We start from the raw sequence: 25,048 nt of genomic DNA on the forward strand, positions 1-25,048 counted from the left end.
GTGGGCGGCGGTTCCGGGGCGCGCTCGGCCCTCACGCTCCGCGGCCGCTGCCTGGTCGGCGGTGGCCTGGCCCTCGGCCTCACCGGGGCGGTGCTGGGCGAGCGGCCGCTGGTCCAGCTGGCCGCCTTCGTCCTGGCCCTGCCGGTCCTCTCCTGGCTCACCGTGGCGCGGGGCCGGTTCCGGCTGACGACCCGGCGCGTGGTCAGCCCACCCCGGGTGCCGCGCGGCGCACCGGCCGAGGTGGTCCTGCAGCTGGGCAACTCCGACACCCGCCGGGGCGGGCTGTGGCTGCTCACCGAGCAGGTGCCCGCCGCGCTGGGGCGCCCGCACCGCTTCCCCGTCGCCGGCCTGTCCGCCGGCGCCACCACCACCGTCCGGTACCGGCTGCTCGGCCGGCACCGTGGCCGCTACCAGCTGGGGCCGCTGCGGCTCCGCATCCTCGACCCCTTCGGGCTGGTGGAGCGCACGGCCGCCGGCACCGACACCGCACCGCTGTCGGTGGTGCCCCGGGTGCGACCGCTCGGCCGCGAGGGGCCGGGTGGGGAGCACGGCAGCGGGGGCGACGGCGTCCGCCGTGCGCTGGCCGTCCACGGCGACGACGACGTCAGCGTGCGCGAGTACCGGCAGGGGGACGACCTGCGCAAGGTGCACTGGCGGGCCACCGCGCGCACCGGCGAGCTGATGGTCCGGCTCGAGGAGCGCCCGTGGCGGGCCCAGGGCACGCTGCTGCTCGACACCCGCGCGCGGGCGCACCTGGTCGCGCCGGTGGGGCATCCCCGGCAGGTCCCCGGGCCCCCCGGTGACGACTGCCCGCCCGCCGACAGCCTGGAGTGGCTCGTGGAGGCCGCCGCCAGCATCGGGGTGGCCCTGGTGCAGCGGGGCGCGGAGCTGCGGGTGGTGACCGAGACCGGCGAGCTGCCGCCGGCCTCCGGCCGCGCGGGGCTCGGGGCCGAGGAGCTCCTGGACCGGCTGGCACTCGTCGGGCCCTCGCGGGTGCCCGATCTGTCGGCCGCGGTGCCGGCGGCGTGCCGGGCGGCCGGCGACGGCCCGCTGGTCTGCCTGCTGGGCGCGGTGGGCCCCGACGACGTCGCCGACCTCGTGCGGCTGCGCCCCGGCCCGGCCACCGGGCTGGCGGTCCTCATGGACATCACCGGGTGGGGCGACCCGGTCCCCGGCCGGCGACGCGGGGCGGCGGGCACCGCCCCCGACGCGCTGGCCGCGCAGCGCGAGCAGGCCGCGGCGATGCTGGCCGGCGCCGGCTGGCGGGTGACCACCGCGGCGGCCGGTCAGGACGTCGCCGAGGTGTGGGCCGCGCTGGGCGCGGTTCCCGCGGGGGCACCGGCATGAGCCCGTCCGACGTCCGCACCCCCGTGGCGACCGCGGTCGCCACCCTGCTCGGGGCGCTGGCCCTGACCCCCGTGTTCACCAGCCGGGCCTGGCTCCCGCCGGTGGTCCTCGTGGTGGCCGCCGTCCTGGCCGGGGGGCTGCTGCTGCGCGCGGCGGGCGCCCGGCTGTCCGCGCAGGCAGGCGTCCCCGGGTCGCTCGGGGGGCTCGGCACCCTGCTGGTGCCGGTCGGGCAGCTGGCCCTGGTCGCCTGCGTGCTGACCGCCGTCTTCGCGCCGGAGGGGGCGGTGGCCGGGGTGCTGCCCACCCCGTCCTCCCTCGGGGGGCTCGTCGAGGTCTTCGGGGACGGCGCGGCCGAGATCCGCGAGCAGGCGACGCCGGCGCTGCCGCTGACCGGCCTCCTCGCGCTGACCACCCTCTTCGTCGGGCTGGTCGCCGTCCTCGTCGACCTGGTCGCGGTCGCCGGGCGGCAGGCGACCCTGGCCGGGGTCGGGCTCCTCGTCCTCGTCTGCGTGCCGGTGGGCACGGTGATCGGCGGGGTCGGCCTGGTGGCCCTGGCGGGACCGGCCGCCGGCTTCGCGCTGCTGCTGTGGGCCGACCAGCGCCGCACCCTGGACGGGCCCGCCGGCGAGCCGGTCACCGGTGGCACGGGCAGCGCCGTGCGCATCGCCGTGGCCGCCGGGGCCGCCGGCATCCTCCTCGGCACCGTGGTGCCCACCCTCCCGGAGGGGTCGTTCACCACCGGCCTCGGCGGCGGCGCCGGATCGGCCACCGGGACCGCGCTCGACCCGGCGGCCGAGCTGCGCGGGCAGCTGACCCTGCCCGAGCCGATCGAGCTGCTGAGCGTGGCCGCCTCCGTGGACGACCCGGGCTACCTCCGGGCGGTGGCCCTCGACGAGTACGACCCGGCCGGCGGCTGGTCGCTGAGCAACCTCGACGGCGAGGTCTCCGTGGCCGACGACCAGCCCCTCGCACCGCTGCCGGACCGGCAGGCGGCCCGCCCGGTGACCGCCTCGGTCCAGGTCCTCGAGCACGACGACCGCTTCCTCCCCGTCCCGTCCGTGCCGCAGTCGGTGCGCGTGGACGGCGACGGCGACGCGTGGCGGTTCGACGCGGCGACCGGCACCATCTTCGGCCGGGACGTGACGAGCTCGGGGCTCACCTACCGGGTGACCGCCGCCGAGCCCCGGCCGTCGGCGGAGCTGCTGTCGAGCGCCGAGCCGCTGCCGCTGGGCTCCCCGATCCAGGAGCGCTTCGGCGCCCTCCCCCCGCTGGACCCGGCCATCGGGGAGCTGACCGCCGGGCTGACCGCCGGCGCGGTGACGGGGTACGAGCGGGTCCGGCGCATCCAGACCTACCTGAGCGACCGGTCCAACGGGTTCACCTACAGCCTCTCCACCGCCCCCGGGACCAGCGGCGACGACCTGGTGGACTTCCTCCGCCTCAAGCGCGGCTACTGCGAGCAGTACGCCGGCGCCATGGCGGTGCTGGTCCGGCAGGCGGGGATGCCGGCGCGGGTGGCGATGGGTTACACGCCCGGCGACGTCCGGCCGGACGGCAGCCGGCTGATCACCAGCGACGACGCCCACGCCTGGGTGGAGGTCTTCTTCCAGGGGTACGGGTGGGTCCCCTTCGACCCCACGCCGCTGAGTTCCGCCCGGCAGGTGGACCTCCCGTGGGCGCCCCGGGCCGCCGACGAGGACCGGGCCGATCCCGCCCCGGCCGTGCCGGCCCCGAGCGCGGCCCCGGCGCCGGTGGCGCCCCGCGGTGACCGCCTGCCCGAGGGGGTGCCGCAGCCCGGAGCGCAGGCGCAGGTGGAGACGTCGCAGCGACCGCTGCTGATCACCGCCGGTCTGGGGACCCTCGGCGCGCTGCTGCTGGCGGCACCGGCCGGGCTGCGCTCCCTGCAGCGCCGGCGCCGGCTGGCCGGGGAGGGCGCCGACGGGCTCTGGGACGAGCTGACGGCCGGCGCCGTGGACCTGGGGGTGCACCTGCACCCGTCCTGGACCCCGCGCCGGGTGGCCGACGCGCTGGCGACGACCCTGACCCGCGGTCCGGGCGGACCGTCGGTGGCCGGGTCGGTGGCCGCGGTGCGGGAGCTGGCCCGGGCGGAGGAGGCGGCCACCTACGGGCGGCCGGGGGACGGCCGGCCCGACGCCCGGCTGAAGGCGGCTCTGCGGACGGCGCGCCGGGGGCTGGCCGGGGCGCGGCCGTGGCCGGTGCGGCTGCGGGCGCTGCTGTGGCCGGCCTCGCTGGTGTCCGACGCCCGCACCGCGCTCCCGCGCTGGTGGCGGGACGCCACCGGCCGCCGTCCGGGGAGGACGACGGCCGGGCAGGCAGGCGCGTGAGGGGTGCCGGCCGGGGCTACTGGTCGTAGCGGCGGCGGAAGCGCTCCTCGAGGCGGCTCTTCATCGGCTGCTTGCGGCCGCCGCGGCCGCCACGGCCTGCGGCCGTCGAGCCACGCGGCCCGGCCGGGCCGTCGCTGACCTCGACGGCGCCGGTGGCCCCGCGGTAGTGCAGCACCCCCAGGGCGGCACCGGCGAAGGCGACCAGGAATCCCAGCACGCCGAGCGGCACGGACTCGGCGACCGCGCCACCGACCAGGACGGCGAGGCCGACCAGGACCAGCAGTGCGCCGAGCTGCAGCTTGCGGCGGGCCTTGTTGCGGCGATCGCCGGTGCGGACCGAGGAAGCGAACTTGGGATCGTCATCGACGAGGGCGCGCTCGATCTGCTCCAGCAGACGCTGCTCGTGCTCGGAGAGCGGCACGTCGACCTCCAAATGGGCGGAGCCAGGTCCGTCGGAGGCTCCCGCCGACGGTACGTCCGAGGATACGAGCCGATCGCAAGGCGCGAAAGGCGGCGCCGCCGCGACCCGCCGAGCGGGCGCACCGATCACTCCTCCGGGTGGCCGCGTCGGCGCGAAACCGCTGGTCAGCGCCCGGGTGCTCCGGTCGGCCCCGCGCGGCGCAGGAGCGTCGCCGGACGGACCGCGCCGGCACCGAACCGCCGGGCGGCGCGATCGGCGGCCAGCTCGGCCTCCCGGCGCCCGTGCTCGCGCGCCCCGAGCTCCAGCTGGCGGGGCGCCGATCCGGCCTCGACGAGCCGTTCTGCCCGGACGCCGACGAGCCGGATGCGGGCCCGGTCGAGCCCCAGGGCGTCGTAGAGGGCACGGGCCGTGTCGTAGAGCTCCTGCCCCACGTCGGTGGGCGCCCCGAGCGTCCGGCTACGGGTGATCGTCGCGAAATCGGCGAAGCGCACCTTGATGCTCACCGTGCGGGCGAGGCTGCCGGTCGAGCGAAGCCGCCCCGCCGTCCGCTCCGCCAGGCGCAGCAGCTCCCGGTGGACGACCACGGGGTCGTCGACGTCGGTGGCGAAGGTCTCCTCCGCGCCGGTGGAGCGCTCGGGCTCGTCCGGGACGACCCGCCGGGGGTCGCGCCCCCAGGCGAGCTCGTGCAGGTGGGCGCCCGCGGCCACGCCGAGGGCCCGCTGCAGGGTCTTCGCCGGCACGTGCGCCAGGTCGCCCACCGTGCGCAACCCCAGCCGCAGCAGGGTCTCCTCCGTCTTGGGGCCCACGCCCCAGAGCGCGCCCACCGGCAGCGGGTGCAGGAAGCCCATGACCTCCGGGGGCCGGACGACCAGCAACCCGTCGGGCTTGGCCCGCGTGGAGGCCAGCTTCGCCACGAACTTGGTGCCGGCGACGCCGACCGAGCAGGTGATGCCCTGCTCGTCGAAGACCCGGGCGCGGAGGTACTCGCCGATCTCCGCGGCGTCGCCCAGCCGGCGACCGGCGCCGGACACGTCGAGGAACGCCTCGTCCAGCGAGAGCGGCTCGACCAGCGGGGTGATCGACCGGAACAGCGCCATGACCGCCCGGGACACCTCGGTGTAGAGCGCCAGGTCCCCCGGCAGGACCGTCGCCGTCGGGCACAGCCGCAACGCCCGTGCGGTGGGCATGGCCGCGTGCACCCCGTAGCGCCGGGCCTCGTAGGTGGCCGAGGTGACCACGCCCCGGTTGCCGGCCCCGCCGACGATCACCGGCGTGCCGGCCAGCTCCGGGTGGCGGCGCACCTCCACGCTGGCGAAGAACGCGTCCATGTCGACGTGCAGCACGGTGCAGCCGGCAGCCCGCGCGCTCTCCCCCATGACCCCTCCCGCACGTCGCCCCGTGGATCGAACAGGTGTTCGATCCACGGGGCGACGATAGCGGTCGGGCGCCGGCGGGGCCGGGTGGCCCTCACCGGCGCGCCGCGGTCAGCGGACGGCGACGCGCTCGTCCTCGTCGTCGTGCTTGCTCGGCCACATCTTGGCGCCGAGCACGCCACCGAGGGCGGCCGCGGCGATCGACAGACCCAGTCCGAGCACCGCCCAGCTGGCGGCGGAGCGGGCCGCATCCGCAGCCTCGCCGGCCTGGATGTCGGGGATGTCGGACTGCTGGATCCCGGCGATGTCGGTGACCGCACCGGCGAGCGAGCCGAGCAGGGCCCCGCCGCCGAACAGCGTGAGGAGGAGCAGCGACACGATGGTCAGCGCCCAGACGAGGATGCCGTGCAGGAGGCCGTCGCTGATCCCGCGCCAGATGGCGGTGGCGGCCGCGGTCAACCCACCCAGGAACAGGGCGACCAGACCGTTGATGCTGCTCCACAGGTCGGCGTTGTTGCCCTCACCCGCGCCGACGTCCCACAGGCCCAGGGCGAGGGTGGCGAGCTGCAGCAGCAGGAACGTGGGGATCGCGACCACGAGACCGGCCCACACCGGACCCCACCGGACGCGGTCGCGCCGCGTCGGTGCCACGGACACCTGCGTGGGCCGCCCGACGTGATCGTCGTCGTGGTCGACCCGCGGGGCGGCCGCGACGCGGGTGGCACCCTCCGTCGTCCCCACGGGCGTGGTGGCCCCTTCGGTGCGGGCGTCCGCCCCGCTGCCGGAATCGATTCGTGCACGACCTTCGGTCATGACCATCTCCTTCTCGTTCGTCGTCTCAGCTGTTCTGGGGAGAGATGCCCGGTCAGGTGCGCATCCCTCCCGCCGGCGCCCAGCCGTAACCGGATCGAGATGTGCGCGCGCTGCCCCGTGGCGCCCCACCGCACCTCCCCCACCGGCACGAACACCGAGGTCACCGCCCATGTGTGGACCGGGAGCGCATTAGGTACAGCAGCTCCCGCAGGGTCGCCGTCCGGTGGCCCGGTCGATCGGATCGGAGGAGCCAGTGGCGCTCGACGACGAGGACATGACCAGCACGGAGGGCCCGGCCGACGGTGGTGCGTCCGGCACCGCGGGAACGCACGACGGAGGCGCTGACGGTGGCGCTGACGGTGGCGCCGACGGTGGCGCCGACGGCGGCGCCGAGGGCCCGGCCGACAGCAGCGCGGGCCCGGCCGACCACGGCGCTTCCGGCGCTCCGGGCGGCCACGACGGCGGTGCCGACGGTGGTGCCGACGGTGGCGCCGACGGCGGTGCGGACGGTTCGGCCTGAGCGAGAGCCAGACCCCGCAGGGCCGGGCGGAGCAGCAGCTCCGCCCGGCCCTGCGGCGGTGCACGGACATGGCGCCCGAGCTCTTCGCCGAGCAGTACTGGGCGCGCCGCCCGCTGCTCACGCGGGCTGCGGACACCGGTAACTCCTTCACCGACCTGCTCGACCTGCCCGCGGTCGACGAGCTGCTCTCCCGGCGCGGCCTGCGCACGCCGTTCCTGCGGATCGCGAAGGACGGCGCCGTCGTCGACGCGAAGCGGTTCACCGCATCCGGCGGGGCCGGAGCGGAGATCGCCGACCAGGTCTCCTCCGACGCGGTGCTGCGGCTGTTCGCCGACGGGAGCACCGTCGTCCTGCAGGGCCTGCACCGGCTGTGGCCGCCGCTGATCGAGTTCGCCGACCAGCTCGCCGCCGACCTCGGCCACCCCACGCAGGTGAACGCGTACGTCACCCCGCCGTCCTCGCAGGGCTTCAGCCCGCACTACGACGTCCACGACGTCTTCGTGCTGCAGGTGGCCGGGGAGAAGCACTGGACCATCCACGAGCCGGTCCTCCCCGACCCGCTGCGCACCCAGGTCTGGACCGAGCGCGCCGACGAGGTCGCCGCCGCGGCCGCGCGCGAGCCGGTCATCGACGCCGTGCTGCGCCCCGGTGACGCCCTCTACCTGCCGCGCGGCTACCTGCACTCGGCGAAAGCCCTCGGGGCGATCAGCGCGCACCTGACCGTCGGCATCCACTCCGTGACCCGCTGGGCAGCCGCCGAGTCGGTGCTGGACCTGGTGCGCACCCTGGCGGCCGAGGACCGCGCGCTCCGGGGCTCGCTGCCCCTGGGCGTCGACCTGGCCGACCCCGACGTCCTCGCCGACGACGTCGCCGCCGTCGTCGAGGGGCTGCGCGGGTGGCTGGGCCGGGTCGACCCCGCGGAGGTGGCCGACCGCCTGCGGGCGCGCACCTGGGCCCAGGTGCGCGCGGAACCGGTGGCCCCTCTCGCCCAGGCCTCGGCCGCCGCCGCGGTCACGGCGGAGACGGCGCTGCGGCTGCGGCGCCGGCTGCGCTGCACGCTGCGCGACGGCGACGACGGCCGGGTCACCCTGCTCGCCGGGCGCCGCACGCACTCCTTCCCCGCCGAGGTGCGCCCCGCGCTGGCCGAGCTGCTGGCCGTCGGCGAGCTGAAGGCCGGCGACCTGCCCGGCCTGGACCCGGCGGAGCGGCTCACGCTGGCCCGCCGGCTGGTGACCGAGTCGATCGCCACCGTGCCCGGCGCCACCCTGCCGTCGACCGGGCACGCGGCCGCACGCGAGGACGCGTCCGGGCCCGGTCGGTGACACGGTGGCGCGCGTGACCGGAGCCGGCTCCGCGACCGGCGACGACGTCCGCCGCACCGACGCCCCCGCCCGCCCGCCCGGCCGGCTCGACGGGAACCGCTGCTCGGTGCAGGCGCTGGAGCGCGGCGACTCCGGCATCGCCACGGCGTCGCCGGTCTCCCGCTGGCTGCTGATCGAGCAGCCCGGTCCGTGGGGACGCCAGGCGCTGCTCCAGTCCCGGTTCGACGCGCGGGTGGCCCCGCTGCTGGCCGAGCGTGCGGACCGGGAGGGCGTGCGGGTGCTGCTGGTCCGCCGCCCCGGCGACCGGCTGTCGGACTCCGGCCGCCGCTGGGCCTACGCCGACAGCCGGCCCGGGCAGGAGGGGCTCTGGTGGTCGGTGCGCTCGGCCGACGCCGACCTGCTCACCGCGCCGTGGGACGGCTCGGTCGGCGAACCGGCGCAGGGTCGGACGTACCTGGTGTGCACCCACGGCGGGCACGACGCCTGCTGCGCGCTGCGGGGCCGGCCGCTCGCCCGGGCGCTGCCCTCCCCCGGCCCGGCCGACGTCTGGGAGTGCAGCCACCTGGGCGGCGACCGCTTCGCCGCCAACGTGCTCGTGCTGCCGCACGGCTTCTACTACGGGCAGGTGCCCGGGGACGGCGCCCTCGTCGTCGCCGCGCACGACCGCGGCCAGGTGGCGCTGCCGTGGCTGCGCGGGCGGGCCGGGCTCACGGCACCGGTGCAGGCGGCCCAGCACTACGCGCGCGAGGAGCTCGGCCTGCTCGGCGTCGACGACCTGGCGCCCTTGGGGGTCACCCGGCTGGACACGGCCGATCCGGCGGTGGAGCGGTGGGAGGTGTCCCTCACCACGCCGGCCGGACCGGTCGGGGTGACGGTGGAGAGCCGTCCGTCACCCGAGCTGGTCCACCTCACCTGCCAGGCGGCGCGCCCGGGCCGGGTGCGCAGCTGGCACCACCTCTCGCTGACGACCCGGCCGGCGCCACCGGCCGAGGGCTGAGGGCCGACCGGACGCCGGTCAGCCGAGGGCGCGCCCCCGGGCGGCGAGTAGCGGGATCGCCAGCTCCGTCGCGGTGAGCGACCCGTGGTAGGCCGCCAGCCGGCTCGGTCCGGGCTCCAGGCGGGGGCTGACCAGCACCCAGCTGCCGCGGGCCAGCGCCACGACGTCGCCGATGCGGGCGGCGAGCGCGTCGTCCACCGCGCCGAAGATCCCGCTGGCGACCGCCTCCTCGCGCCCGACGACCCAGGCGCGGTCGCCGAGGACGCCGCGCCAGCGGTCCAGGACATCGGTCTGGGCCCCGGGCTCGGTGTGCACGTAGCGGGCGCGCGGCTCACCGGCGAGCAGCCGCACCCCGTCGGCGAGATCGGGCTCGTCGTCGAGGTCGAGCCGGGTGTGCGCGGGGACGTCGAGCATCCCGTGGTCGGCGGTGACCAGCAGGGCGGCGTCGTCGGGCAGGCCGTCGACGAGCTGCTCGACGACGCGGTCGACCAGCGCGAGCTGGGCCCGCCAGCTGGGTGAGTCGACGCCGCGGACGTGGCCGGTGAGGTCCAGCTCGGCCATGTACCCGTAGACCAGGGCCCGCGGGCCCTGGTCCAGGGCCGACCGCATGAGCGCGGTGAGGTCTCCGGGGCCCACCGCCCCGGTGTAGTCGGCGCCGCGGTAGGCGGCCACGGTGAGGCCCGAGCCCGCGTAGGCCCACGGGCCCACCGCGGTGACCGCGACACCGTCGGCGGCGGCGTGCTCGAAGACGGTGGGCCGTGCCTGCCAGGCGGCCGGATCGGGATCGTCGGCCCACTGGGTGTGGTTGAGGGTGCGGCCCTCCCCCGGCACCTCGGTGACGAAGCCCAGGACGCCGTGGCTGCCGGGCGGCAGCCCGGTGCCGATCGTGGTGAGGCTGACCGGGGTGGTGCTGGGGCAGGGCGCCTGGAGGTCCCCCACCGGGCTGGCCAGCGCGGCAAGGGTGGGGGCGAGATCGGCGTGGGCGCGGACCAGGTCGGCGCCCAGCCCGTCGACGAGGAGGACCGCCACCCGACGGGCCCCGTGCAGCGCCGAGGCGAGGCCGAGCGGATCGGCGGGCAGGTCGCCTCGTGGGACGGGCGCGCCCAGCGTCGCCGCCACGCCCGGCAGCACGTCGGCCAGGGTGGCCACGCCGTAGGCCGGCCGGTGCAGGTCGGGGGGGAGCCCGCCGCCGTCGACCGCGCCGGTCACGCGCGGGTGGCCAGCAGGTGGAGGCCGGCGGCCACTTCGCGGTAGGGCGAGGCCTCGGCGAGCGCCAGCTCGAGGGTGCGCACGGCGGCCGGGTCGGCGCCGGAGGCGGCCTCGAGCAGGTCGGCGACGACGGAGACACCGCGCCAGGTGCCCGCGGTCAGGCCCGCGCCGTCGACGAGCGCGAGGAGATCCCCGGGGCTGAACCGGCGGCGCACCGGCCGGCCGGGAACGCCCCGGCCGCCGAGCACCGCGAGCGCCTCGGCGGGCTGACCGGCGACCGCCCGGGCCAGCACGGCCCCGGCGCGGTTGGCGACGGCGAGGCTCACCCGGCCGCCCGGGCACAGCGCCCCGGCGATCTCCCGCAGGGTCACCGCCGGGTCGTCGACGACCTCCAGCACGGAGTGGCAGAGCGCGAGGTCGTACCCGCCGTCGTCGTCGGCGAGCACCTCGTGCAGCAGGTCGCCGTCGCCCTGCACGCCGCGGACCCGCTCCCTCACGCCGGCCGTCTGGGCGCGGCGGTGCAGGGTGGCGAGGGCGTCGGCGCTGGGGTCGACGACGGTGACGCGGTGGCCGAGCCGGGCCAGGGGGACGGCGAACATGCCGCTGCCGCCGCCGACGTCCAGCACCCGGAGCGCCGTGCCGGCGCTGACCAGCGGGTCGAGCGCGGCCCAGACGGCAGCGGTCCGTACGGGCAGCTGCTCCGTGGTCGGCGCGGCGGGTTCGGTCGGCACCCACCGGAGCCTAGTGGCGCCGGTGCGGCCGCACCGTTCAGGCGGGGACGCTGTCGGCGGCCCGCCGGATGGCGTCGACGTCGATGCGGCGCATCTGCAGCATGGCCTGGGTGGCGCGCTGGGCACGGCCGGGATCGGGGTCGTTGACCAGGGTCAGCAGCTCGACCGGGACGACCTGCCAGGAGACGCCGAACCGGTCCTTCAACCAGCCGCACATGCTCTCCTCGCCGCCATCGGTGAGCCGGGTCCAGTAGTGGTCGGCCTCCTCCTGGTCGGCGCACATGATCTGGAAGGACACCGACTCGTTGAACCGGAACTGCGGGCCGCCGTTGAGCGCGGTCCAGGGCTGCCCGTCGAGCGTGAAGTCCACCGTCATCACGTCCCCCTCCTTCATGGGCGGCGGCATGTCGGGGCCGTAGCGGGTGATGTCGCGGATCGAGCTGTTGGGGAAGATCGACGTGTAGTGCCGGGCCGCGGCCTCGGCGTCGCCGTCGAACCACAGGCACGGGATCTGCTGGGGCATCGCTGGTCCTCCTTCGTGCGCCGGCCGGACGCCGGCGTCGGTGGGTGGACCGCCCCGCACCGGTGGACTCATCGGTCGCCGGGCGTACCGCGGGTGATCGTTTACCGGTCCACCCGCCCCGGGCACACCCCTCGACGTCCGCAGCGCCGACGATCGAGGAGTTCCCATGGCCCGCTCCACCCGTCCCCGCCTGGTCCGCGCGACCGCGGCCGCGTTCGTCATCGCCGCCGCCTCCTTCACGACCGCCGCCTGCGGCGAGGACGTCGTGGACGACGGCGTCGAGCAGAACGTCGAGGAGGGTGTGGACGAGCTGGAGCAGGAGGTCGAGGACGCCACCGACGGCGAGGGCTGAGCCTGCGGCCCTCCCTCAGTGGCCGGAGCTGCCCGGGCTGGAGTGCCAGAGCTTCCGGGGCGGCCCGGCCGCTGCCCGCCGCGCGGCGACCTTGGTCTCCTCGCCGGCCGGCTTGATGTCGGCGTAGGGCGACATCCGGAAGCCGGTCGGGTGGACCAGGACCGGCCGGACGACGACCGGACGGGCGCCGTGCGAGGCCGCGGCACCGGCGATCGCCTGCTCCGTGTACTCCCCCGGCGCAGCCATCAGCTCGGCGACCGACTCGAGCCCGCCGGCCTCCCACGCCTCGTGCAGCGCCGGCAGCTCCCAGGCCCCGGTAGCCCGCAGCGACATCCCCCGCGGGCCGGTGCGCCGCAGCACCCCGCGGATCACCAGCAGCCACGAGTGGAAGACCGTCGCGGCGTAGGGGCCCTGGGCGTCCTCGAAGAAGGTCGAGTCGGTGCAGCCGGTGCCGTCGTCGAGGGTCACGAACACCACCCGGCGCCCGGACCGGATCGGTGGCGTCTGGGTGGCCACCTTGACCCCGGTGACCAGCACCTCCGCCCCGCTGCGGCAGCCGAGGAGCTCGCCGGCCGGTACCGCGCCGAGCGCGGAGAGGAACGGCCGGTAGAAGTCGACGACGTGCCGGCTGGCGTCCAGCCCCAGCACCTCCAGCTCCGCCCGCACCAGCTCGGCGTCGGTGAACTCGGGCAACCCGCTGCTCTCCGCCCAGGCGGGGGCGGTCGCACCGTCGGACTCCGCCGTCCCGGCCGCCGGCTCCTCCTCCAGCCCCATCAGGTCCAGGCTCAGCTGCCCGTCGGACGTGGCCCGGGCACCGCTGCGGCTCCACCGGTCCAGCTCGCTGATCTGCAGCAGCAGGTCCCGCCGGGTCACCTGGTGGCGCCGCCGGGTCGGCCGGCCGGCCTCGCGGTCGCGCACGCCGAAGCCGTAGAGCGAGTCGAACCCGCCGGCCAGCACCAGCCGCTCGACCACCGGCCGGGACACCGACGCGCGCGACCAGAAATCCGTCAGTGACCGATAGGGCTGCCCGGCGACGACCCGCGCCACCTCGTCGTCGGAGATGCCCTTCACGTCGGCCAGGGACAGCCGGATGCCGTAGCGCGAGGGGTCGGGCATCGCCGTCGGCATCCACTCGGGGCGCCGCCAGCCCTGGATCTCACCCTCCACCTCACGGTCAGGGTCGGTCGCGTCGTCGTCCGTGGCGCCGTCGGTGGCCAGCCGCTCGACGCGGTAGCTGCCGGCCGAGGCGTTGACGTCGAGGCCGAGCACGCGGATGCCGAAGTTGCGGGCGTCGTCGAGGATCAGCCGCTTCGGGTACATGCCGGGGTCGTGGGTGAGCACCCCGGCGAGGAAGGCCGCCGGGTGGTGGGTCTTCAGCCAGGCCGACTGGTAGGTGGGCAGCGCGAACGCCGCGGCGTGCGCCTTGCAGAAGCCGAACGACCCGAAGGCCGCCAGCACCTCCCACACCCGTTCGGCCACCTCGACCGGGTAGCCGGCCGCCAGCGCACTGGGCACGAACCAGGCCCGCACCTCCGGGTGGGCGTCCTTCTCCCCCAGGGCACGGCGCACCTCGTCGGCCTCGGCCAGCGTGCAGCCGACCATCCGGGCGACCACCTGCAGCACCTGCTCGTGGAAGACCACCACCCCGGCGGTCTCCGCGAGCGCGAACTCCAGGTCGGGGTGCGGGTACTGCGCCTCCTGCCAGCCGTTCCGGGCCATGAGGAACGGGGTGACCATGTCGCTCTTCACCGGCCCGGGCCGGAACAGCGAGATGTCGATGATGATGTCCTCGAAGGTCTGCGGCCCGAACTTGCCGACCAGCTCCCGCTGCCCCGGCGACTCGATCTGGAACATGCCGAGCGTGCGGGTGCTGCGGATCAGCTCGAAGGTCGTCGGGTCGTCCCGCGGGACAGCGTCGATGTCGACCGCCTGCTCGTCGACCCGCTCGATCTCCTCGAGGGCGTGCGCGATGGCCGACTGCATCCGGATGCCGAGCAGGTCGAGCTTGAGCAGCCCCAGCTCCTCCACGTCGTCCTTGTCGAACTGGCTCATCGGGTAGCCCAGGTAGCTGCTCTCCACCGGGGTGCGGTCCAGCAGCGTGGCGTCGGAGAGCAGCACCCCGCACGGGTGCAGCGCGATGTGCCGGGGCAGCCCGTCGAGCCGGGCGACGAGGTCGAACAGCAGGTCCAGATCACCGGAGCCACCGGCCCGCTTCGAGCCCAGCCGGCTGGCCTGCAGCTCCGGCAGGTCGCGCAGCGCCGCGTGCACCTGGTTGGCCCGGATGTGCGGGAACGCCTTGGCGACGGCGTCGACCTCCGCCGGGGGCAGCCCGAGCGCGGCGCCGACGTCACGGATCGCGTGCCGCACCCGGTAGGTGTCCATCATCGAGATGCAGCTGACCCGGTGGGCGCCGAAGCGGTCGATGACCGCGTCGTAGACCTCCATCCGGCGGGCGGACTCCACGTCGATGTCGATGTCGGGCAGCTGGTGACGCAGCGGCGAGAGGAACCGCTCCATCAGCAGCCCGTAGCGCAGCGGGTCGACGTCGGAGATGCCCAGCAGGTAGGTGACCAGGCTGCCGGCGCCAGAGCCACGGGCGGCCGCCCGGACCCTCAAGCTCCTGATGAGGTCGACCACGTCGGCCACGGTGAGGAAGTAGGAGGGGTAGCCGAGGGACTCGATGACCGCGAGCTCGTCGGCCAGCCGCCGGCGGACCCGGGCCGTGGGGGCCATGCCGCGCCGGCCCAGCCCGGCCTCGCAGCGGGCTCGCAGCACCTGCGTGGGGCCCATGCCGCGCTCGGCCGGCGTGGTGACGACGTCGAGCTCGGGGTACCGGACGCTGCCGATGCCCAGGTCGGCGGTGGTGTCGACGGCGCACTGCTCGGCCAGCCGGGCGGTGCGCTCGAGCAGCCGCAGGGCGGCGTCCCGGTCGGGGCCCACCACGTCCTCGGCGACGTCGGCCATCTCCTTGCCCGACTTCAGGTAGCCCTCGGCCGTGGTGCGGTCGACGTGCCGCGCGCCGAGCGGGACCAGCCGCCGGGCGGCGTCCAGCACGTCGGCGGTCGGTGCGTCCAGGGCGTCGACGTAGCGGACGGCGTTGCTGAGCACCACCGGCACGCCCTGCTCGGTGGCGAACCGCAGCATCGCCTGGGCCCGGGAGCGGTCACCGCGCCCGCGGTGGTGCACCAGCTCCAGCGCCAGCCGTGGGCCGAACACCGCCCGCCAGGCGTCCAGCTGCTCGGCGGCCAGATCGGCCCGGCCGGCCAGCAGCGCCCGCCCCACCGGGGAGTCGGGACCGAGCAGCGGGGTCAGCCCGGTCGCGTGCTCGGCGGCGATCGCCAGCGAGCTCACCGGCTCACCGCGGGTGCCGCGCAGGTGGGTGGCGCTGGTGAGCCGGCACAGCGACCGCCAGCCGGCGCCGTCCCGCGCCAGGAAGGTGACCCGGGGCAGCCGCAGGTCGACGCTCGCCCCACCGCGGGCCGGCGCCCGGCGGCCGGCCGGCGCTGCCCGCGACCGGGGGGCCCGCGCCGCGGCAGGGTCCTCCCCCAGCACGTGCGCGAGCGCCGGGGGCACGCTGGTGCCCAGCGACGGCGCCACCGCCAGGTCGACGCCGAAGATCGGCCGCACCCCGGCCGACCGGCAGGCCAGCGCGAACTTGACCGCGCCGTAGAGGCCGTCCCGGTCGGTCAGGGCCAGCGCCGGCATGCCGTGCTCGGCGGCGCGGGCCACCAGGTCGGCCGGGTGGTTGGCCCCGTACCGCATGGAGTAGCCGGAGGCGACGTGCAGGTGGACGAAGGGGTCGCTCACGCGGCTTCCTCGCCGGCGGTCGTCATCCGCGTGATCGCGGCTGCCGTCTCCACTGGTGAGCTCGCGAGCTCGCTCACCTCCGGGGCCCGGCGGACCGGGACGCGGCACCGGACGCCGACCCGCCGACCACGTGCGGCCTCGGGTAGCGGGGCGACCCGGGCAGCGGCGTGCTGCCGAGCGCGGTCTCGACCACACCGAGGAAGGCGCGGACGTCACGCACCAGGTCGTCGGCCTCCCGCTCGGTGACCGCCCGGGACAGCCCCGCCTCGGCGGCGGCGCGCTTGCCCGCCCCGGCGGCGAAGAAGGTGGCCCACTCCCCCAGCTCCGGCGCCACCTGCCCGAGCAGCACCCAGGCGCTGCGCGGCCGGCGCCGCTCGCCCTCCGGCCGGGTGCGGGCGGCCAGCACCGCGGCGGCGGCGCGGAGCGCGGCGAGGTGGGCGGTGGCGTACCGCTCCCGCTGGTCGGTGGCCGCGGCGGCCACGGCCAGCCCCCGGTGGGCCTGGCCCAGCAGCGCCGAGGCGGCGGCGGGCAGGGCGGGGGGAAGCGGCAGCTGCTCGGCCGGCACGGCCCGTGCGGCGCCCATCAGTCGTGCACCCGCACGAGCCACCAGCGGTTGCCCGATGCGTCCCAGGACAGGTCGTAGACCCCGGCGAAGCTCATCCGGGAGCGCCCGGCCCGGACCGCCTCGACCCGCCAGACCTCCCGCGGCGCCACCAGATCGGCGGACGCGCCACCCGTGCCGGCGTCCCGCAGCCACCACGGCGCGGTCTCGACCCAGGAGTCGAGCAGCTCGCCCACGACGTACCGGGAGTGCCCGCGCCAGAACTGCACCGGACCCACGGGGCCACGCTCGACCTGCACCTCTTCGCCGACCCGACCGACGACCTCACCCAGCACCCGGCTCATGCCCGACTCCCCACGCCTCACCCCGCGCGCACGCCGCCCCGGGACCCCACCGGCGGGGAAGAGCCGGGGAGGCGGGCCGGACGTCGTTCGAACAGGCGTTCGAACGAGGACCAGTAGACCCGAGCGCCCCGCCGCCGTCAAGCCGCGCCACGCCGTGTCCCGGCGCCCGTCCGCACCCGTCTCCCGGAGGGCGGGACACGCCGGGCGGAGCCCCCCGGGGCGGTGGCAGGATCGGTCCATGCCCCCGCCGGACCACCCCCGGGTCACCGACGTCGCGCGGCTGCTCCGCGCGGCCGGTGCCACCGGCGAGGTACGCCACCTGCCCGACAGCGCCCGCACCGCCGCGGCGGCCGCCGCGCAGCTCGGCGTACCGGTCGGCGCCATCGCCAACAGCCTGGTGTTCGACGTCGGCGGCAGCCCACTGCTGGTCCTCACCAGCGGCGCCCACCGGGTGGACGAGGCCCGGGTGGCCGAACTCCTCGGTGTCCCGGCGCTCACGCGGGCCACCCCCGACTTCGTGCGGCGGCACACCGGCCAGCCCATCGGCGGGGTCGCGCCGATCGGCCATCCGGAGCCGATCGGCACGCTGGTCGACGTCGAGCTGGCCCGCCACGACGAGGTCTGGGCGGCCGCGGGGCACCCGCACACGGTCTTCCCGACCAGCTACGACGAGCTGCTCCGGCTCACCGAGGGCACCCCGGCCGAGGTGGCGGCCGCGACCGGTCCCGCGACGGAGGCGGTCGGCAGATGACGGGAACCCGCCCGGGCACGCGGATCCTCGAGCTGCCCCCGCCGTGGATGCGGGAGCACATGCACGAGGTGCTCACCGTCTACGGCCTGGCGATGGGGTACGACTCCGGCGTCGTCGCCGGGCGGTACAGCTATGCGATCCAGCACACCGACCGGCCCGGCTTCCGCGCCGTCGGCGCCTTCGCGCAGACCCCGGAGGGCGAGCGGCTGGTCGGCTTCGGCTACGGCTACCTCATCGCCCCCGGCCAGTGGTGGCACGACCAGGTGCGCGCCGCGCTGGACCGCCGGACGGCCAAGAAGTGGCTGCCCGGCGCCTTCGAGGTGTGCGAGCTGCACGTCCACCCCGACGCGCAGAGCCAGGGGCTCGGCCGGCAGCTGCTGCACGCGCTCGTCGAGGGCCTGCCGCACCCGGTCGCCCTGCTCTCCACGCCCGACGCCGACACCAAGGCCTTCCGCCTGTACCGCGCCGACGGCTTCGTCGACCTGGCCCGCGGCTACCACTTCCCCGGCGACTCCCGGCCCTTCGCCATCCTCGGCGCCCGGCTGCCCCTGCATCCACCCGCCCCCTCCGCGCCGAACTCCCGGGCGTGACCGCTTCCCCCGCTCCCGTGGACGTCGTCGTCGTCGGCTCCGGCCACAACGGCCTGGTCGCCGCCTGCTACCTGGCCCGGGAGGGCCTGCGGGTGGAGGTCGTCGAGTCCGACGACGTCCTCGGCGGCGCGGTGTCCACCGTCGAGCGCTGGCCCGGGGTGCGCGTCGACCGCGGCTCCAGCGCCCACGTGATCGTCCGGCACAGCGGCATCGTCGAGGAGCTGGACCTCGCCGCGCACGGGCTCCGCTACATCGACTGCGACCCGTGGGGCTTCGCACCGGCTCCCGCGCCGGGCGACGCCGGCCCGGACGGCCGGCCGCTGGTCTTCTCCGTCGACCTGGACGCCACCTGCGCCTCGATCGAGGCCGCCTGCGGTCCGGCCGACGCCGCGGCCTACCGGCGCTTCGTGGCGGTGTGGCAGCCCCGCAGCCGCGCGGTGGTCGCCTCCTTCGGGCGCGCCCCGTCCGCCGGTGGCCTGGTCCGCTCCTTCTGGCCGCTCGGCGCACCCGCCGAGGGCCGGCCGCGCACCCCCGGTGGCGAGCTGGCCGTCGACTTCCTCGGCTCGGGCGACGCGCTGCTGGACCGGTGGTTCACCAGCGAGCGGCTCAAGGCGGCGCTGGCGTGGTTCGGCGCCCAGTCGGGCCCGCCGATGTCCGAGCCCGGCACCGCGGCGATGGTCGGCTGGGTGGCGCTGCTGCACGACGTCCCGCCCGGGCACCCCGTCGGCGGCTCCGGTGGGCTGACGCAGGCGCTGCGCCGGCGGCTGGAGTCCGACGGCGGCCGGGTCGTGCTGGGCGACGGCGCCGCGCGGCTGCTGGTGGAGGACGGCCGGGTCGCCGGCGTCGAGACCCGGTCCGGCCGGGTCGTGCGGGCGCCGTCGGTGGTGGCCGCGTGCCACATCGGGGTGACCCGGGAGCTGGCCGGCGACGCCGCACCCCCGGTGCTGGCCGACGCCGCGCCGCCGATCGGCAACGGCTTCGGCCTGGTCGTGCGCGCGCTCACCGACGCCCCGCCGTCGTACCCGGGCGTGGCCGCCGCCGACGCCCTGCAGGGCCTCCAGCTGCTCTGCACCGACCGCGGCCAGCTGGCCGCCGCGCACGGCGACTGGGGCGCCGGGCGGGTGCCGCGCGAGCCGGTGCCGCTGGCCATGTCGTTCTCCGCGAGCGACGACACGCTGGCCCCGCCGGGGCAGCACGTCGTCACGATCTGGGGCCAGTGGTACCCGTACGCGCTGGCCGACGGCGGCGACTGGGACGCCCTCGCCGACGCCGAGGCGCGGCGCCTGGTGGCCGCGGTCGACCGCTACGCCCCCGGGTTCGCCGCCTCGGTGCGGGAGACCTACGTGCAGACCCCGCTGGCCCTGGAGCGGGAGCTGTCACTCCCCCGTGGCAACGTCATGCACGTGGAGATGGGCCTGGCCAGCATGTTCGCCTTCCGGCCGGCGCCGGGGCTGTCGGGCTACCGGGTGCCGGGCCTGCCCGGCCTCTACCTCGCGGGCGCCTCCACCCACCCCGGCGGCGGCGTCTCGGGCAACTCCGGGCGGACGGCGGCGCGCACCGTCCTCGCCGACCGCCGGGCCCTGCTGCCGCGCGCCCGGGCGGCGGCCGGCCGCGCCGTGCGGCGGCTGCGGGCCGGAGCGGCGGAGGCGTGACGGCCGCGACCGCCACCACGCCGGCGCCGGCCCTGCGCCGGGTCGTCCCCCTGGCGCTGGCCGGCGCGCTCGTGGCCACGGCCATCGCCTACCCCCTGAGCTCGGGCGGCCTGCGCGACGTCGTCTCCTGGGCGATCGTGCTGCTGGGCTCGACGCTGTCGGTGGTGCACGCGGGCCTGAGCCGGGGCGTCCGCACCGGGCTGGGCGTGCTGGCGCTGGTCGCGCTGGTCGCCATCGGCTTCGAGTCGGTCGGGCTGGCCACCGGCTACCCCTACGGCAGCTACACCTACAGCGACACCCTCGGCCCCACGCTGCTCGGCGTGCCGTTCCTGGTCCCGCTGGCCTGGCTGATGATGGCCTGGCCCAGCTGGCTGCTCGGCGCGCTTCTGGCCCGCCCGGTGCGGGCCGCCCTGCGCCGGCCGGCCCGCATCGGCTGGGCGGCGGCGGTGTTCGCCGCCTGGGACGTCGTCCTCGATCCGCAGCTGGTGCAGGCCGGCTACTGGACGTGGGCCGATCCCTCTCCCGGCCTGCCCGGCATCGACACGGTGCCGCTGACCAACCTCGCCGGCTGGCTGGTCGCCGGCGTGGTCCTGATGACGCTGCTCGACCTGCTCGTCGCGCGCACCCGGGCCCCCGGCGCGCCGCGCGTCGGGCCGGCGGCTCCGCTGTTCGCGCTGGCGTGGATGACCCTCGGCGGCGCCCTCGCGCACGCCGGCTGGCTGGGCCTGCCCGGGTCCGCGGCGTGGGGCGCGGGCCTCGGTGCGTGCGTCCTCGCCGTGCTCGCGCTGCAGCAGCGGCGGGCGAGGCGCCGGTGAACGGGCGCCTGCTCCGCGTGCTGGCCGGCGTCTCGGTGGCCGGCGCCGTGCACGCCGCGGTCAACACCGCGCTGCTGCGCCGCCCGCCGGCCGACCCGCCGCCGGTGGGCCGCCAGGTCACCGTGGTGCTGCCGGTGCGCGACGAGGCCGAGCAGGTTGCCGGCTGCCTGGCCGCGCTGCTCGACCAGCGGGGGCTGGAGCGGCTGCGGGTCGTCGTGGTCGACGACGGCTCCACCGACGGCACCGCCGACGTCGTCCGCGCGGTGCACGACCGCCGGCTCCGCCTGGTCTCCGCTCCCCCGCCGCCGCCGGGGTGGCTGGGCAAGCCGCACGCCTGCTCGGTCGGGGTGGACGCGGCGGCCGAGGAGGGCGGCGACGACGACGTGCTCGTGTTCGTGGACGCCGACGTCCGGCTCTTCCCCGACGCGATCGCCGCCGCCGTCGCGGTCCTCGACGCGCAGCGGCTGGACCTCGTCTCGCCGTGGCCCCGCCCGCTCGCGGTCGGTGCGGCCGAGCGCCTGGTGCAGCCGCTCGCCCCGTGGCTGTGGACGACGACGCTGCCGCTCCGCCTGGCCGAGCGCTCCGCCCGCCCGTCGCTGGCGGCCGCCAACGGGCAGTTCCTGGTCGTGCGGCGGAGCGCCTACCTGCGGGCCGGCGGGCACGCCGCCGTCCGTGGCGAGGTGCTGGAGGACATCGCGCTGCTGCGGGCGGTGAAGCGCGCCGGTGGCCGCGGCGGGCCGGTGGACGGGTCGCGGCTGGCCGCCTGCCGCATGTACGAGGGCTGGCCGGCGCTCCGCGACGGTTACGCCAAGTCGCTGTGGGCGTCGGTCGGGGGGACGCCGGCCGGCGGGCTGGCCGCCGCGGCCGCGCTCACCGCCGTCTACGTCGTCCCGCCCGTGGCGGCGCTCGGCGGTTCCCGGGCCGGGCTGGTCGGGTACGCGGCGGCGGTCGCCGGCCGCGTCGCCAGCGCGCTGTCCAGCGGCAGCCGGGCCTGGCCCGACGCCCTCGCCCACCCGGTGTCGGTGCTGGTGCTCGACGCGCTCGTGGTGCGGTCGGTGCTGGGGCGTCGGCGCGGCACGCTGCGCTGGCGCGGCCGGACGGTGGACGCGAGGACCGCGGGCACATCGGCGACGATGGGCCGGTGACCTCACCCGCCCAGCCCCGGCCGCGCACCTCGTTCGACCCGACCGGGATGGACACCGGCGCGTTCTACCGGGTGCTGAACTCCGTCGTCGTCCCCCGGCCGATCGCCTGGGTCTGCAGCCGCTCGGCCGAGGGCGTGCACAACCTGGCGCCGCACTCCTTCTACACCGTCGCCTGCGTCTCGCCGCCGATCGTGCAGTTCACCTCGGTCGGCCGGAAGGACTCGCTGAACAACGTCGAGGACACCGGCGAGTTCACCGTCAACCTCACCCCCGAGGCGCTGTTCGAGCAGGTCAACGCCACGGGCACCGACTTCCCGCCGGACACCAGCGAGGCCGAGCACACCGGGGTGCGCCTGGAACCGGCCGACACGGTCGCGGCGATGCGCGTCGCCGAGTCCCCCGTGTCGATCGAGTGCACGCTGCACTCCACCGTGCGCCTCGGCGACAGCACCGTCGTCTTCGGCCGGGTGCGGCACATCAGCGTGTGGGCCGAGGCGGTCCGCGACGGCCGGCCGCGGATCGAGCACCTCAAGCCGCTGGCGCGCCTCGGCGGGAACGAGTGGACGACGGTCGGCGAGGTGCGCGAGATCGCCCGCATCCCCTACCGCGCCTGGGCCGAGGACCCCTCGATCGGGCAACGACTGCGCGACGGGTGAGCCGCGGACCGGTCAGGGGACGGCGGATGGCCGCGGTGTCCCCCGGCGGGCGACGGGGTCACGGCAGGTGCGCGGCGACCTCGTCGGCGGCCTCGGCGCCGAAGGCCTCGGCGAAGCGGGACAGGAAGCTCTCCCGCGGCAGGTCGTACTCCTGGGTGCCGATGACCTCGACCGCGGCGGTGGCGACGGCCGACCCGAGCTGGGTGGAGCGCTCCAGGCCCAGGCCCCACGTCCGGCCGGCGATGAACCCGGCGCGCAGCGCGTCGCCACCGCCGGTGGGCTCGACCGGCTTCGTCTCGGGCACGGCGATGACCGACAGCGACTCCTCGCCGGCCCGGCGCACCAGGACGCCGTCGGCCGCCCGGGTGGTCACCCAGGTGCCCACCCGGGCCAGGACCTCGTCGGCGCTCCAGCCGGTCTTCTGCAGGAGCAGCGCCGACTCGTACTCGTTGGTGAACAGCAGTTCCGCGCCGGTGACAAGGTCGCGGATCATCGCGCCGTCGGCCCAGGCCAGCTGCTGGCTCGGGTCGGCGACGAACGGGTAGCCGCGGTCCCGGCACTCCTGCGTGTGGCGCACCATCGCGGTGGGGTCGTTCGGGCCGACGACGACGAGGTCCGGGCTGCCGATTCGGGCCACCACCGGCGCCAGCTCGATCTGCGAGGCCTCGGCCATCGCGCCCGAGTAGAAGGAGGCGATCTGGTTGTTCGCCTCGTCGGTGGTGCAGACGAACCGCGCGGTGTGCTTGAGCTCGGACCAGTGCACGCTGCGGGTGTCGACGCCGTGCCGGGACAGCCAGGCCTCGTAGTCGGCGAAGTCGCTGCCGACAGCGCCGACGAGCACCGGCGAGAGACCGAGCAGGCCCAGCCCGTACGCCATGTTGGCGCCGGCGCCACCGCGGTGCTGCACGAGGTCGTCGACGAGGAAGGAGAGCGAGACGTTCTCCATCTGGCCCTCGACGAACTGCTCGGTGAAGCGACCGGGGAAGGTCATCAGGTGGTCGGTGGCGATGGAGCCGGTGACGACGACGGGCACGGGAGGGCTCCTCGGATACGGTCCTGGTGCCGGAGCGCGGTGCGCCGGTGCGCCGGGAGGCCGCGGCGGTGAACGGGCGGGGCACGGCAGCGGTCGCCGCCTGGCACAGAGTAGGTCCCACGCTGGCCGGACGCCCTGCCGAGGTGGCCGCCGGCACCGGGCGGGCCGGTCAGTCGGGGGGCGGGACCTCGCCCGAGCCGGGGCCGCCCAGCTCTCCGCGCAGCCACCGGCCCAGCTGCACCGTGCCGACCGCGCCGAGCAGCACGCCGGCCGCGGCACCGGCGGTGACCGTCAGCACCGCACCGTCCACCCCCGCCACCTCGAGGCCGGACACCACGCCGGCCCCGCCGAGCGTGAGCCCGGCCATGGCCACGCGGGTGGGCCGCTCCCACAGCGAGATCGGGCCGGTCCGGTGGACCCCGGCCTGCCCGGCCCGGGCGCGCAGGTAGTCGGGCAGCCAGCACAGCGCGCCGAAGGCGACGGCCAGCCAGCCGGGGGCACCGGCGACCCACAGCGCCGCCGCGTAGGCGACCTCGGTGAGCCGGTCGACGACGGAGTCGAGGACGTAGCCGCGCTGCGACGCGCGGCCGGTGCCGATCGCCAGCGCGCCGTCGAGGCTGTCCAGCAGCCCGGACAGCCCCACGAGCAGGCCGGCCAGGACCAGCCAGGCGCCTCCGGCGGCCGCCGGGGGCACCGCGGCAGCCGCGACGACCACGCCGGCCGCGGTGGCGACGACCGGGGGCAGGGCCGCCAGCGGCCGGGCCAGCGCGTGCGCGAGCGACAGCCACCCGCGCACGAGCGGTACCTGCGTGTCGGCACCGCCGTGCCAGCGTGACCACTCGGCGAGGTACTCCTCCCGGCTCAGCACGCCGCCCCCTCCCGCGCCCGGGCACCGTCCGGTGGCGCCGGTGCCTGCACCAGGGACAGTAGGTGAGTGCTCGCCGGCCTCTCCCCTGCCCGCCGCCGTCTGGTCGTGTCGGTGCTCGCCCTCGTCACCGCCGCCGTCGTGGCCCTCGGGGTGCTGCTGGTCGCGCAGGACCCGGAGGCCGAGGGGCCCGGCCCCCAGGCGCGGCCGGGCCCGGTGCTGCTCGTGCCCGGGTACGGCGGCGGGACGGCGGCCCTGCAGACGCTGGCCGACCGGCTGGTCTCGGCGGGCCGCGATGCGTCCGTGGTGCCGCTGCCCGGCAACGGGACGGGCGACCTGGGCGAGGCGGCCGCGGCGCTCGACGAGGCGGCCCGCGCCACTCTGGAGCGGACCGGGGAGGACAGCGTGGACGTCGTCGGCTACTCGGCCGGCGGGGTGGTCGCGCGCCTCTGGGTCGCCGACGGCGGCGCGGGGGTGGCCCGCCGGGTGGTGACCCTCGGCGCGCCGCACCACGGCACGAGCCTCGCTGACCTGGCCGGGCAGGTCGCGCCGTCCTCCTGCCCGGAGGGGTGCCGGCAGCTGGCCACCGACAGCCCGGTCCTCGCCCGGCTCAACGCCGGCGACGAGACGCCGGACGGGGTGGGCTGGGTGTCGGTCTGGACCACGCTCGACCGCACGGTCACCCCGCCGGACTCGGCCCGGCTCGACGGTGCGCTGAACCTGACCGTGCAGTCGGTCTGCGCCGACAACCGGGTCGGGCACGGCCAGCTGCCACGCGATCCGCTGGTGCAGGCGATCGTGCTCGAGCAGCTCACCGCCGGGGCGCTGGTGCCCCTGGACACCGCCGACTGCGGCCGGCTGGGCGGCTGACGGCG

The 25,048-nt window shown here is 77.0% G+C and carries 24 protein-coding genes; 13 read left to right on the top strand and 11 right to left on the bottom strand.

Features of this window, described 5'->3' with window-relative positions; genetic code table 11:
- Both O2W17_RS00770 and O2W17_RS00775 read left to right on the top strand, forming a co-directional pair.
- Positions 1-1,347, top strand: a complete 1,347-nt coding sequence (locus O2W17_RS00770; RefSeq protein WP_269190484.1) for a DUF58 domain-containing protein — start codon at positions 1-3, stop codon at positions 1,345-1,347.
- On the top strand, positions 1,344-3,692 hold the full coding sequence (locus O2W17_RS00775) for a transglutaminase family protein (protein ID WP_269190485.1): 2,349 nt from the start codon (positions 1,344-1,346) through the stop codon (positions 3,690-3,692). Before O2W17_RS00770 ends, O2W17_RS00775 begins: the two co-directional genes overlap by 4 nt.
- Before the next feature lie 16 nt (positions 3,693-3,708).
- On the opposite strand, the gene O2W17_RS00780 is transcribed toward O2W17_RS00775, so the two are convergent.
- The 3 genes from O2W17_RS00780 to O2W17_RS00790 all read right to left on the bottom strand — a co-directional run bounded on the left by O2W17_RS00780 (position 3,709) and on the right by O2W17_RS00790 (position 6,299).
- Positions 3,709-4,113 (bottom strand): DUF3040 domain-containing protein, encoded by a 405-nt coding sequence (locus O2W17_RS00780; RefSeq protein ID WP_269190486.1) that lies wholly within the window; start codon positions 4,111-4,113, stop codon positions 3,709-3,711.
- A 164-nt stretch (positions 4,114-4,277) separates the two neighbouring features.
- Positions 4,278-5,489: a DNA polymerase IV gene (gene dinB, locus O2W17_RS00785; protein WP_269190487.1), complete on the bottom strand. Its 1,212-nt coding sequence runs from the start codon at positions 5,487-5,489 to the stop codon at positions 4,278-4,280.
- 108 nt (positions 5,490-5,597) lie between these two features.
- Positions 5,598-6,299 carry a permease gene (locus tag O2W17_RS00790; protein ID WP_269190488.1) on the bottom strand — a complete coding sequence of 234 codons (702 nt, stop codon included), beginning with the start codon at positions 6,297-6,299 and terminating at the stop codon, positions 5,598-5,600.
- A gap of 253 nt (positions 6,300-6,552) precedes the next feature.
- Here O2W17_RS00790 and O2W17_RS00795 point away from each other — a divergent pair, with 253 nt between their 5' ends.
- The 3 genes from O2W17_RS00795 (at position 6,553) to O2W17_RS00805 (ending at position 9,138) form a co-directional block, all read left to right on the top strand.
- A complete protein-coding gene (locus tag O2W17_RS00795; RefSeq protein ID WP_269190489.1) occupies positions 6,553-6,819 on the top strand; it encodes a hypothetical protein in 267 nt (88 codons plus the stop codon).
- A 68-nt stretch (positions 6,820-6,887) separates the two neighbouring features.
- Positions 6,888-8,141: a cupin domain-containing protein gene (locus tag O2W17_RS00800; protein WP_269190490.1), complete on the top strand. Its 1,254-nt coding sequence runs from the start codon at positions 6,888-6,890 to the stop codon at positions 8,139-8,141.
- Between the two features lie 13 nt (positions 8,142-8,154).
- On the top strand, positions 8,155-9,138 hold the full coding sequence (locus O2W17_RS00805; protein WP_269190491.1) for a sucrase ferredoxin: 984 nt from the start codon (positions 8,155-8,157) through the stop codon (positions 9,136-9,138).
- Positions 9,139-9,156: 18 nt separating this feature from the next.
- Here the strand turns inward: O2W17_RS00805 and O2W17_RS00810 are convergent, their stop codons facing one another.
- Genes O2W17_RS00810 through O2W17_RS00820 form a run of 3 tightly spaced genes read right to left on the bottom strand, consistent with a single transcriptional unit; the run spans position 9,157 to position 11,601 of the window.
- Positions 9,157-10,347: an alkaline phosphatase family protein gene (locus tag O2W17_RS00810; protein ID WP_269190492.1), complete on the bottom strand. Its 1,191-nt coding sequence runs from the start codon at positions 10,345-10,347 to the stop codon at positions 9,157-9,159.
- On the bottom strand, positions 10,344-11,078 hold the full coding sequence (locus O2W17_RS00815; RefSeq protein ID WP_269190493.1) for a class I SAM-dependent methyltransferase: 735 nt from the start codon (positions 11,076-11,078) through the stop codon (positions 10,344-10,346). Before O2W17_RS00815 ends, O2W17_RS00810 begins: the two co-directional genes overlap by 4 nt.
- Before the next feature lie 37 nt (positions 11,079-11,115).
- Positions 11,116-11,601 carry a VOC family protein gene (locus O2W17_RS00820; RefSeq protein WP_269190494.1) on the bottom strand — a complete coding sequence of 162 codons (486 nt, stop codon included), beginning with the start codon at positions 11,599-11,601 and terminating at the stop codon, positions 11,116-11,118.
- Between the two features lie 166 nt (positions 11,602-11,767).
- On the opposite strand from O2W17_RS00820, the gene O2W17_RS00825 reads away from it, so the two are divergent.
- Positions 11,768-11,953 (top strand): hypothetical protein, encoded by a 186-nt coding sequence (locus tag O2W17_RS00825; RefSeq protein ID WP_269190495.1) that lies wholly within the window; start codon positions 11,768-11,770, stop codon positions 11,951-11,953.
- A 15-nt stretch (positions 11,954-11,968) separates the two neighbouring features.
- On the opposite strand, the gene O2W17_RS00830 is transcribed toward O2W17_RS00825, so the two are convergent.
- The 3 genes from O2W17_RS00830 to O2W17_RS00840 form a co-directional block, all read right to left on the bottom strand.
- Positions 11,969-15,760, bottom strand: coding sequence for a DNA polymerase III subunit alpha (locus O2W17_RS00830; protein WP_269190496.1), 3,792 nt, complete (start codon positions 15,758-15,760; stop codon positions 11,969-11,971).
- A 73-nt stretch (positions 15,761-15,833) separates the two neighbouring features.
- Positions 15,834-16,343, bottom strand: a complete 510-nt coding sequence (locus tag O2W17_RS00835; RefSeq protein WP_269190497.1) for an SAV_6107 family HEPN domain-containing protein — start codon at positions 16,341-16,343, stop codon at positions 15,834-15,836.
- Positions 16,343-16,666 carry a DUF6504 family protein gene (locus O2W17_RS00840; protein ID WP_269190498.1) on the bottom strand — a complete coding sequence of 108 codons (324 nt, stop codon included), beginning with the start codon at positions 16,664-16,666 and terminating at the stop codon, positions 16,343-16,345. The genes O2W17_RS00835 and O2W17_RS00840 overlap by 1 nt, the downstream gene beginning before the upstream one ends.
- Positions 16,667-16,904: 238 nt before the next feature.
- Here O2W17_RS00840 and O2W17_RS00845 point away from each other — a divergent pair, with 238 nt between their 5' ends.
- From O2W17_RS00845 to O2W17_RS00870, 6 genes are read left to right on the top strand one after another with little or no spacing between them, the layout of a single operon-like run.
- Positions 16,905-17,417, top strand: a complete 513-nt coding sequence (locus tag O2W17_RS00845) for a YbaK/EbsC family protein (protein ID WP_269190499.1) — start codon at positions 16,905-16,907, stop codon at positions 17,415-17,417.
- The gene (locus O2W17_RS00850) at positions 17,414-18,007 is read left to right on the top strand and encodes a GNAT family N-acetyltransferase (RefSeq protein WP_269190500.1); all 594 of its coding nucleotides are present in this window, start codon (positions 17,414-17,416) and stop codon (positions 18,005-18,007) included. Before O2W17_RS00845 ends, O2W17_RS00850 begins: the two co-directional genes overlap by 4 nt.
- Positions 18,004-19,659, top strand: coding sequence for a phytoene desaturase family protein (locus O2W17_RS00855; RefSeq protein WP_269190501.1), 1,656 nt, complete (start codon positions 18,004-18,006; stop codon positions 19,657-19,659). The genes O2W17_RS00850 and O2W17_RS00855 overlap by 4 nt, the downstream gene beginning before the upstream one ends.
- Positions 19,656-20,474: a carotenoid biosynthesis protein gene (locus tag O2W17_RS00860; protein WP_269190502.1), complete on the top strand. Its 819-nt coding sequence runs from the start codon at positions 19,656-19,658 to the stop codon at positions 20,472-20,474. The genes O2W17_RS00855 and O2W17_RS00860 overlap by 4 nt, the downstream gene beginning before the upstream one ends.
- Positions 20,471-21,619 carry a glycosyltransferase gene (locus O2W17_RS00865; protein WP_269190503.1) on the top strand — a complete coding sequence of 383 codons (1,149 nt, stop codon included), beginning with the start codon at positions 20,471-20,473 and terminating at the stop codon, positions 21,617-21,619. Before O2W17_RS00860 ends, O2W17_RS00865 begins: the two co-directional genes overlap by 4 nt.
- Positions 21,616-22,275, top strand: coding sequence for a flavin reductase family protein (locus O2W17_RS00870; protein WP_269190504.1), 660 nt, complete (start codon positions 21,616-21,618; stop codon positions 22,273-22,275). The genes O2W17_RS00865 and O2W17_RS00870 overlap by 4 nt, the downstream gene beginning before the upstream one ends.
- Positions 22,276-22,333: 58 nt before the next feature.
- On the opposite strand, the gene O2W17_RS00875 is transcribed toward O2W17_RS00870, so the two are convergent.
- Positions 22,334-23,308, bottom strand: coding sequence for a carbohydrate kinase family protein (locus tag O2W17_RS00875; RefSeq protein WP_269190505.1), 975 nt, complete (start codon positions 23,306-23,308; stop codon positions 22,334-22,336).
- A gap of 169 nt (positions 23,309-23,477) precedes the next feature.
- A complete protein-coding gene (locus O2W17_RS00880; protein WP_269190506.1) occupies positions 23,478-24,176 on the bottom strand; it encodes a CDP-alcohol phosphatidyltransferase family protein in 699 nt (232 codons plus the stop codon).
- Positions 24,177-24,242: 66 nt separating this feature from the next.
- Between O2W17_RS00880 and O2W17_RS00885 the strand changes: the two genes are divergently transcribed.
- Entirely contained in the window at positions 24,243-25,043 is an 801-nt protein-coding gene (locus O2W17_RS00885) for an esterase/lipase family protein (protein ID WP_269190507.1), read from the top strand.
- Positions 25,044-25,048: the final 5 nt, after the last annotated feature.

The sequence above is a fragment of the Blastococcus sp. VKM Ac-2987 genome (assembly GCF_026967805.1).
Classification (GTDB): Bacteria; Actinomycetota; Actinomycetes; order Mycobacteriales; family Geodermatophilaceae; genus Blastococcus.

Excerpts from the sequence above, each read along its gene's own strand:
- O2W17_RS00840 (WP_269190498.1), bottom strand. The coding sequence starts at position 16,666 with ATGAGCCGGGTGCTGGGTGAGGTCGTCGGTCGGGTCGGCGAAGAGGTG.
- O2W17_RS00800 (WP_269190490.1), top strand. The coding sequence starts at position 6,888 with ATGGCGCCCGAGCTCTTCGCCGAGCAGTACTGGGCGCGCCGCCCGCTG.
- O2W17_RS00825 (WP_269190495.1), top strand. The coding sequence starts at position 11,768 with ATGGCCCGCTCCACCCGTCCCCGCCTGGTCCGCGCGACCGCGGCCGCG.
- O2W17_RS00820 (WP_269190494.1), bottom strand. The coding sequence starts at position 11,601 with ATGCCCCAGCAGATCCCGTGCCTGTGGTTCGACGGCGACGCCGAGGCC.
- O2W17_RS00775 (WP_269190485.1), top strand. The coding sequence starts at position 1,344 with ATGAGCCCGTCCGACGTCCGCACCCCCGTGGCGACCGCGGTCGCCACC.
- O2W17_RS00790 (WP_269190488.1), bottom strand. The coding sequence starts at position 6,299 with ATGACCGAAGGTCGTGCACGAATCGATTCCGGCAGCGGGGCGGACGCC.
- O2W17_RS00835 (WP_269190497.1), bottom strand. The coding sequence starts at position 16,343 with ATGGGCGCCGCACGGGCCGTGCCGGCCGAGCAGCTGCCGCTTCCCCCC.
- O2W17_RS00850 (WP_269190500.1), top strand. The coding sequence starts at position 17,414 with ATGACGGGAACCCGCCCGGGCACGCGGATCCTCGAGCTGCCCCCGCCG.
- dinB (WP_269190487.1), bottom strand. The coding sequence starts at position 5,489 with ATGGGGGAGAGCGCGCGGGCTGCCGGCTGCACCGTGCTGCACGTCGAC.
- O2W17_RS00845 (WP_269190499.1), top strand. The coding sequence starts at position 16,905 with ATGCCCCCGCCGGACCACCCCCGGGTCACCGACGTCGCGCGGCTGCTC.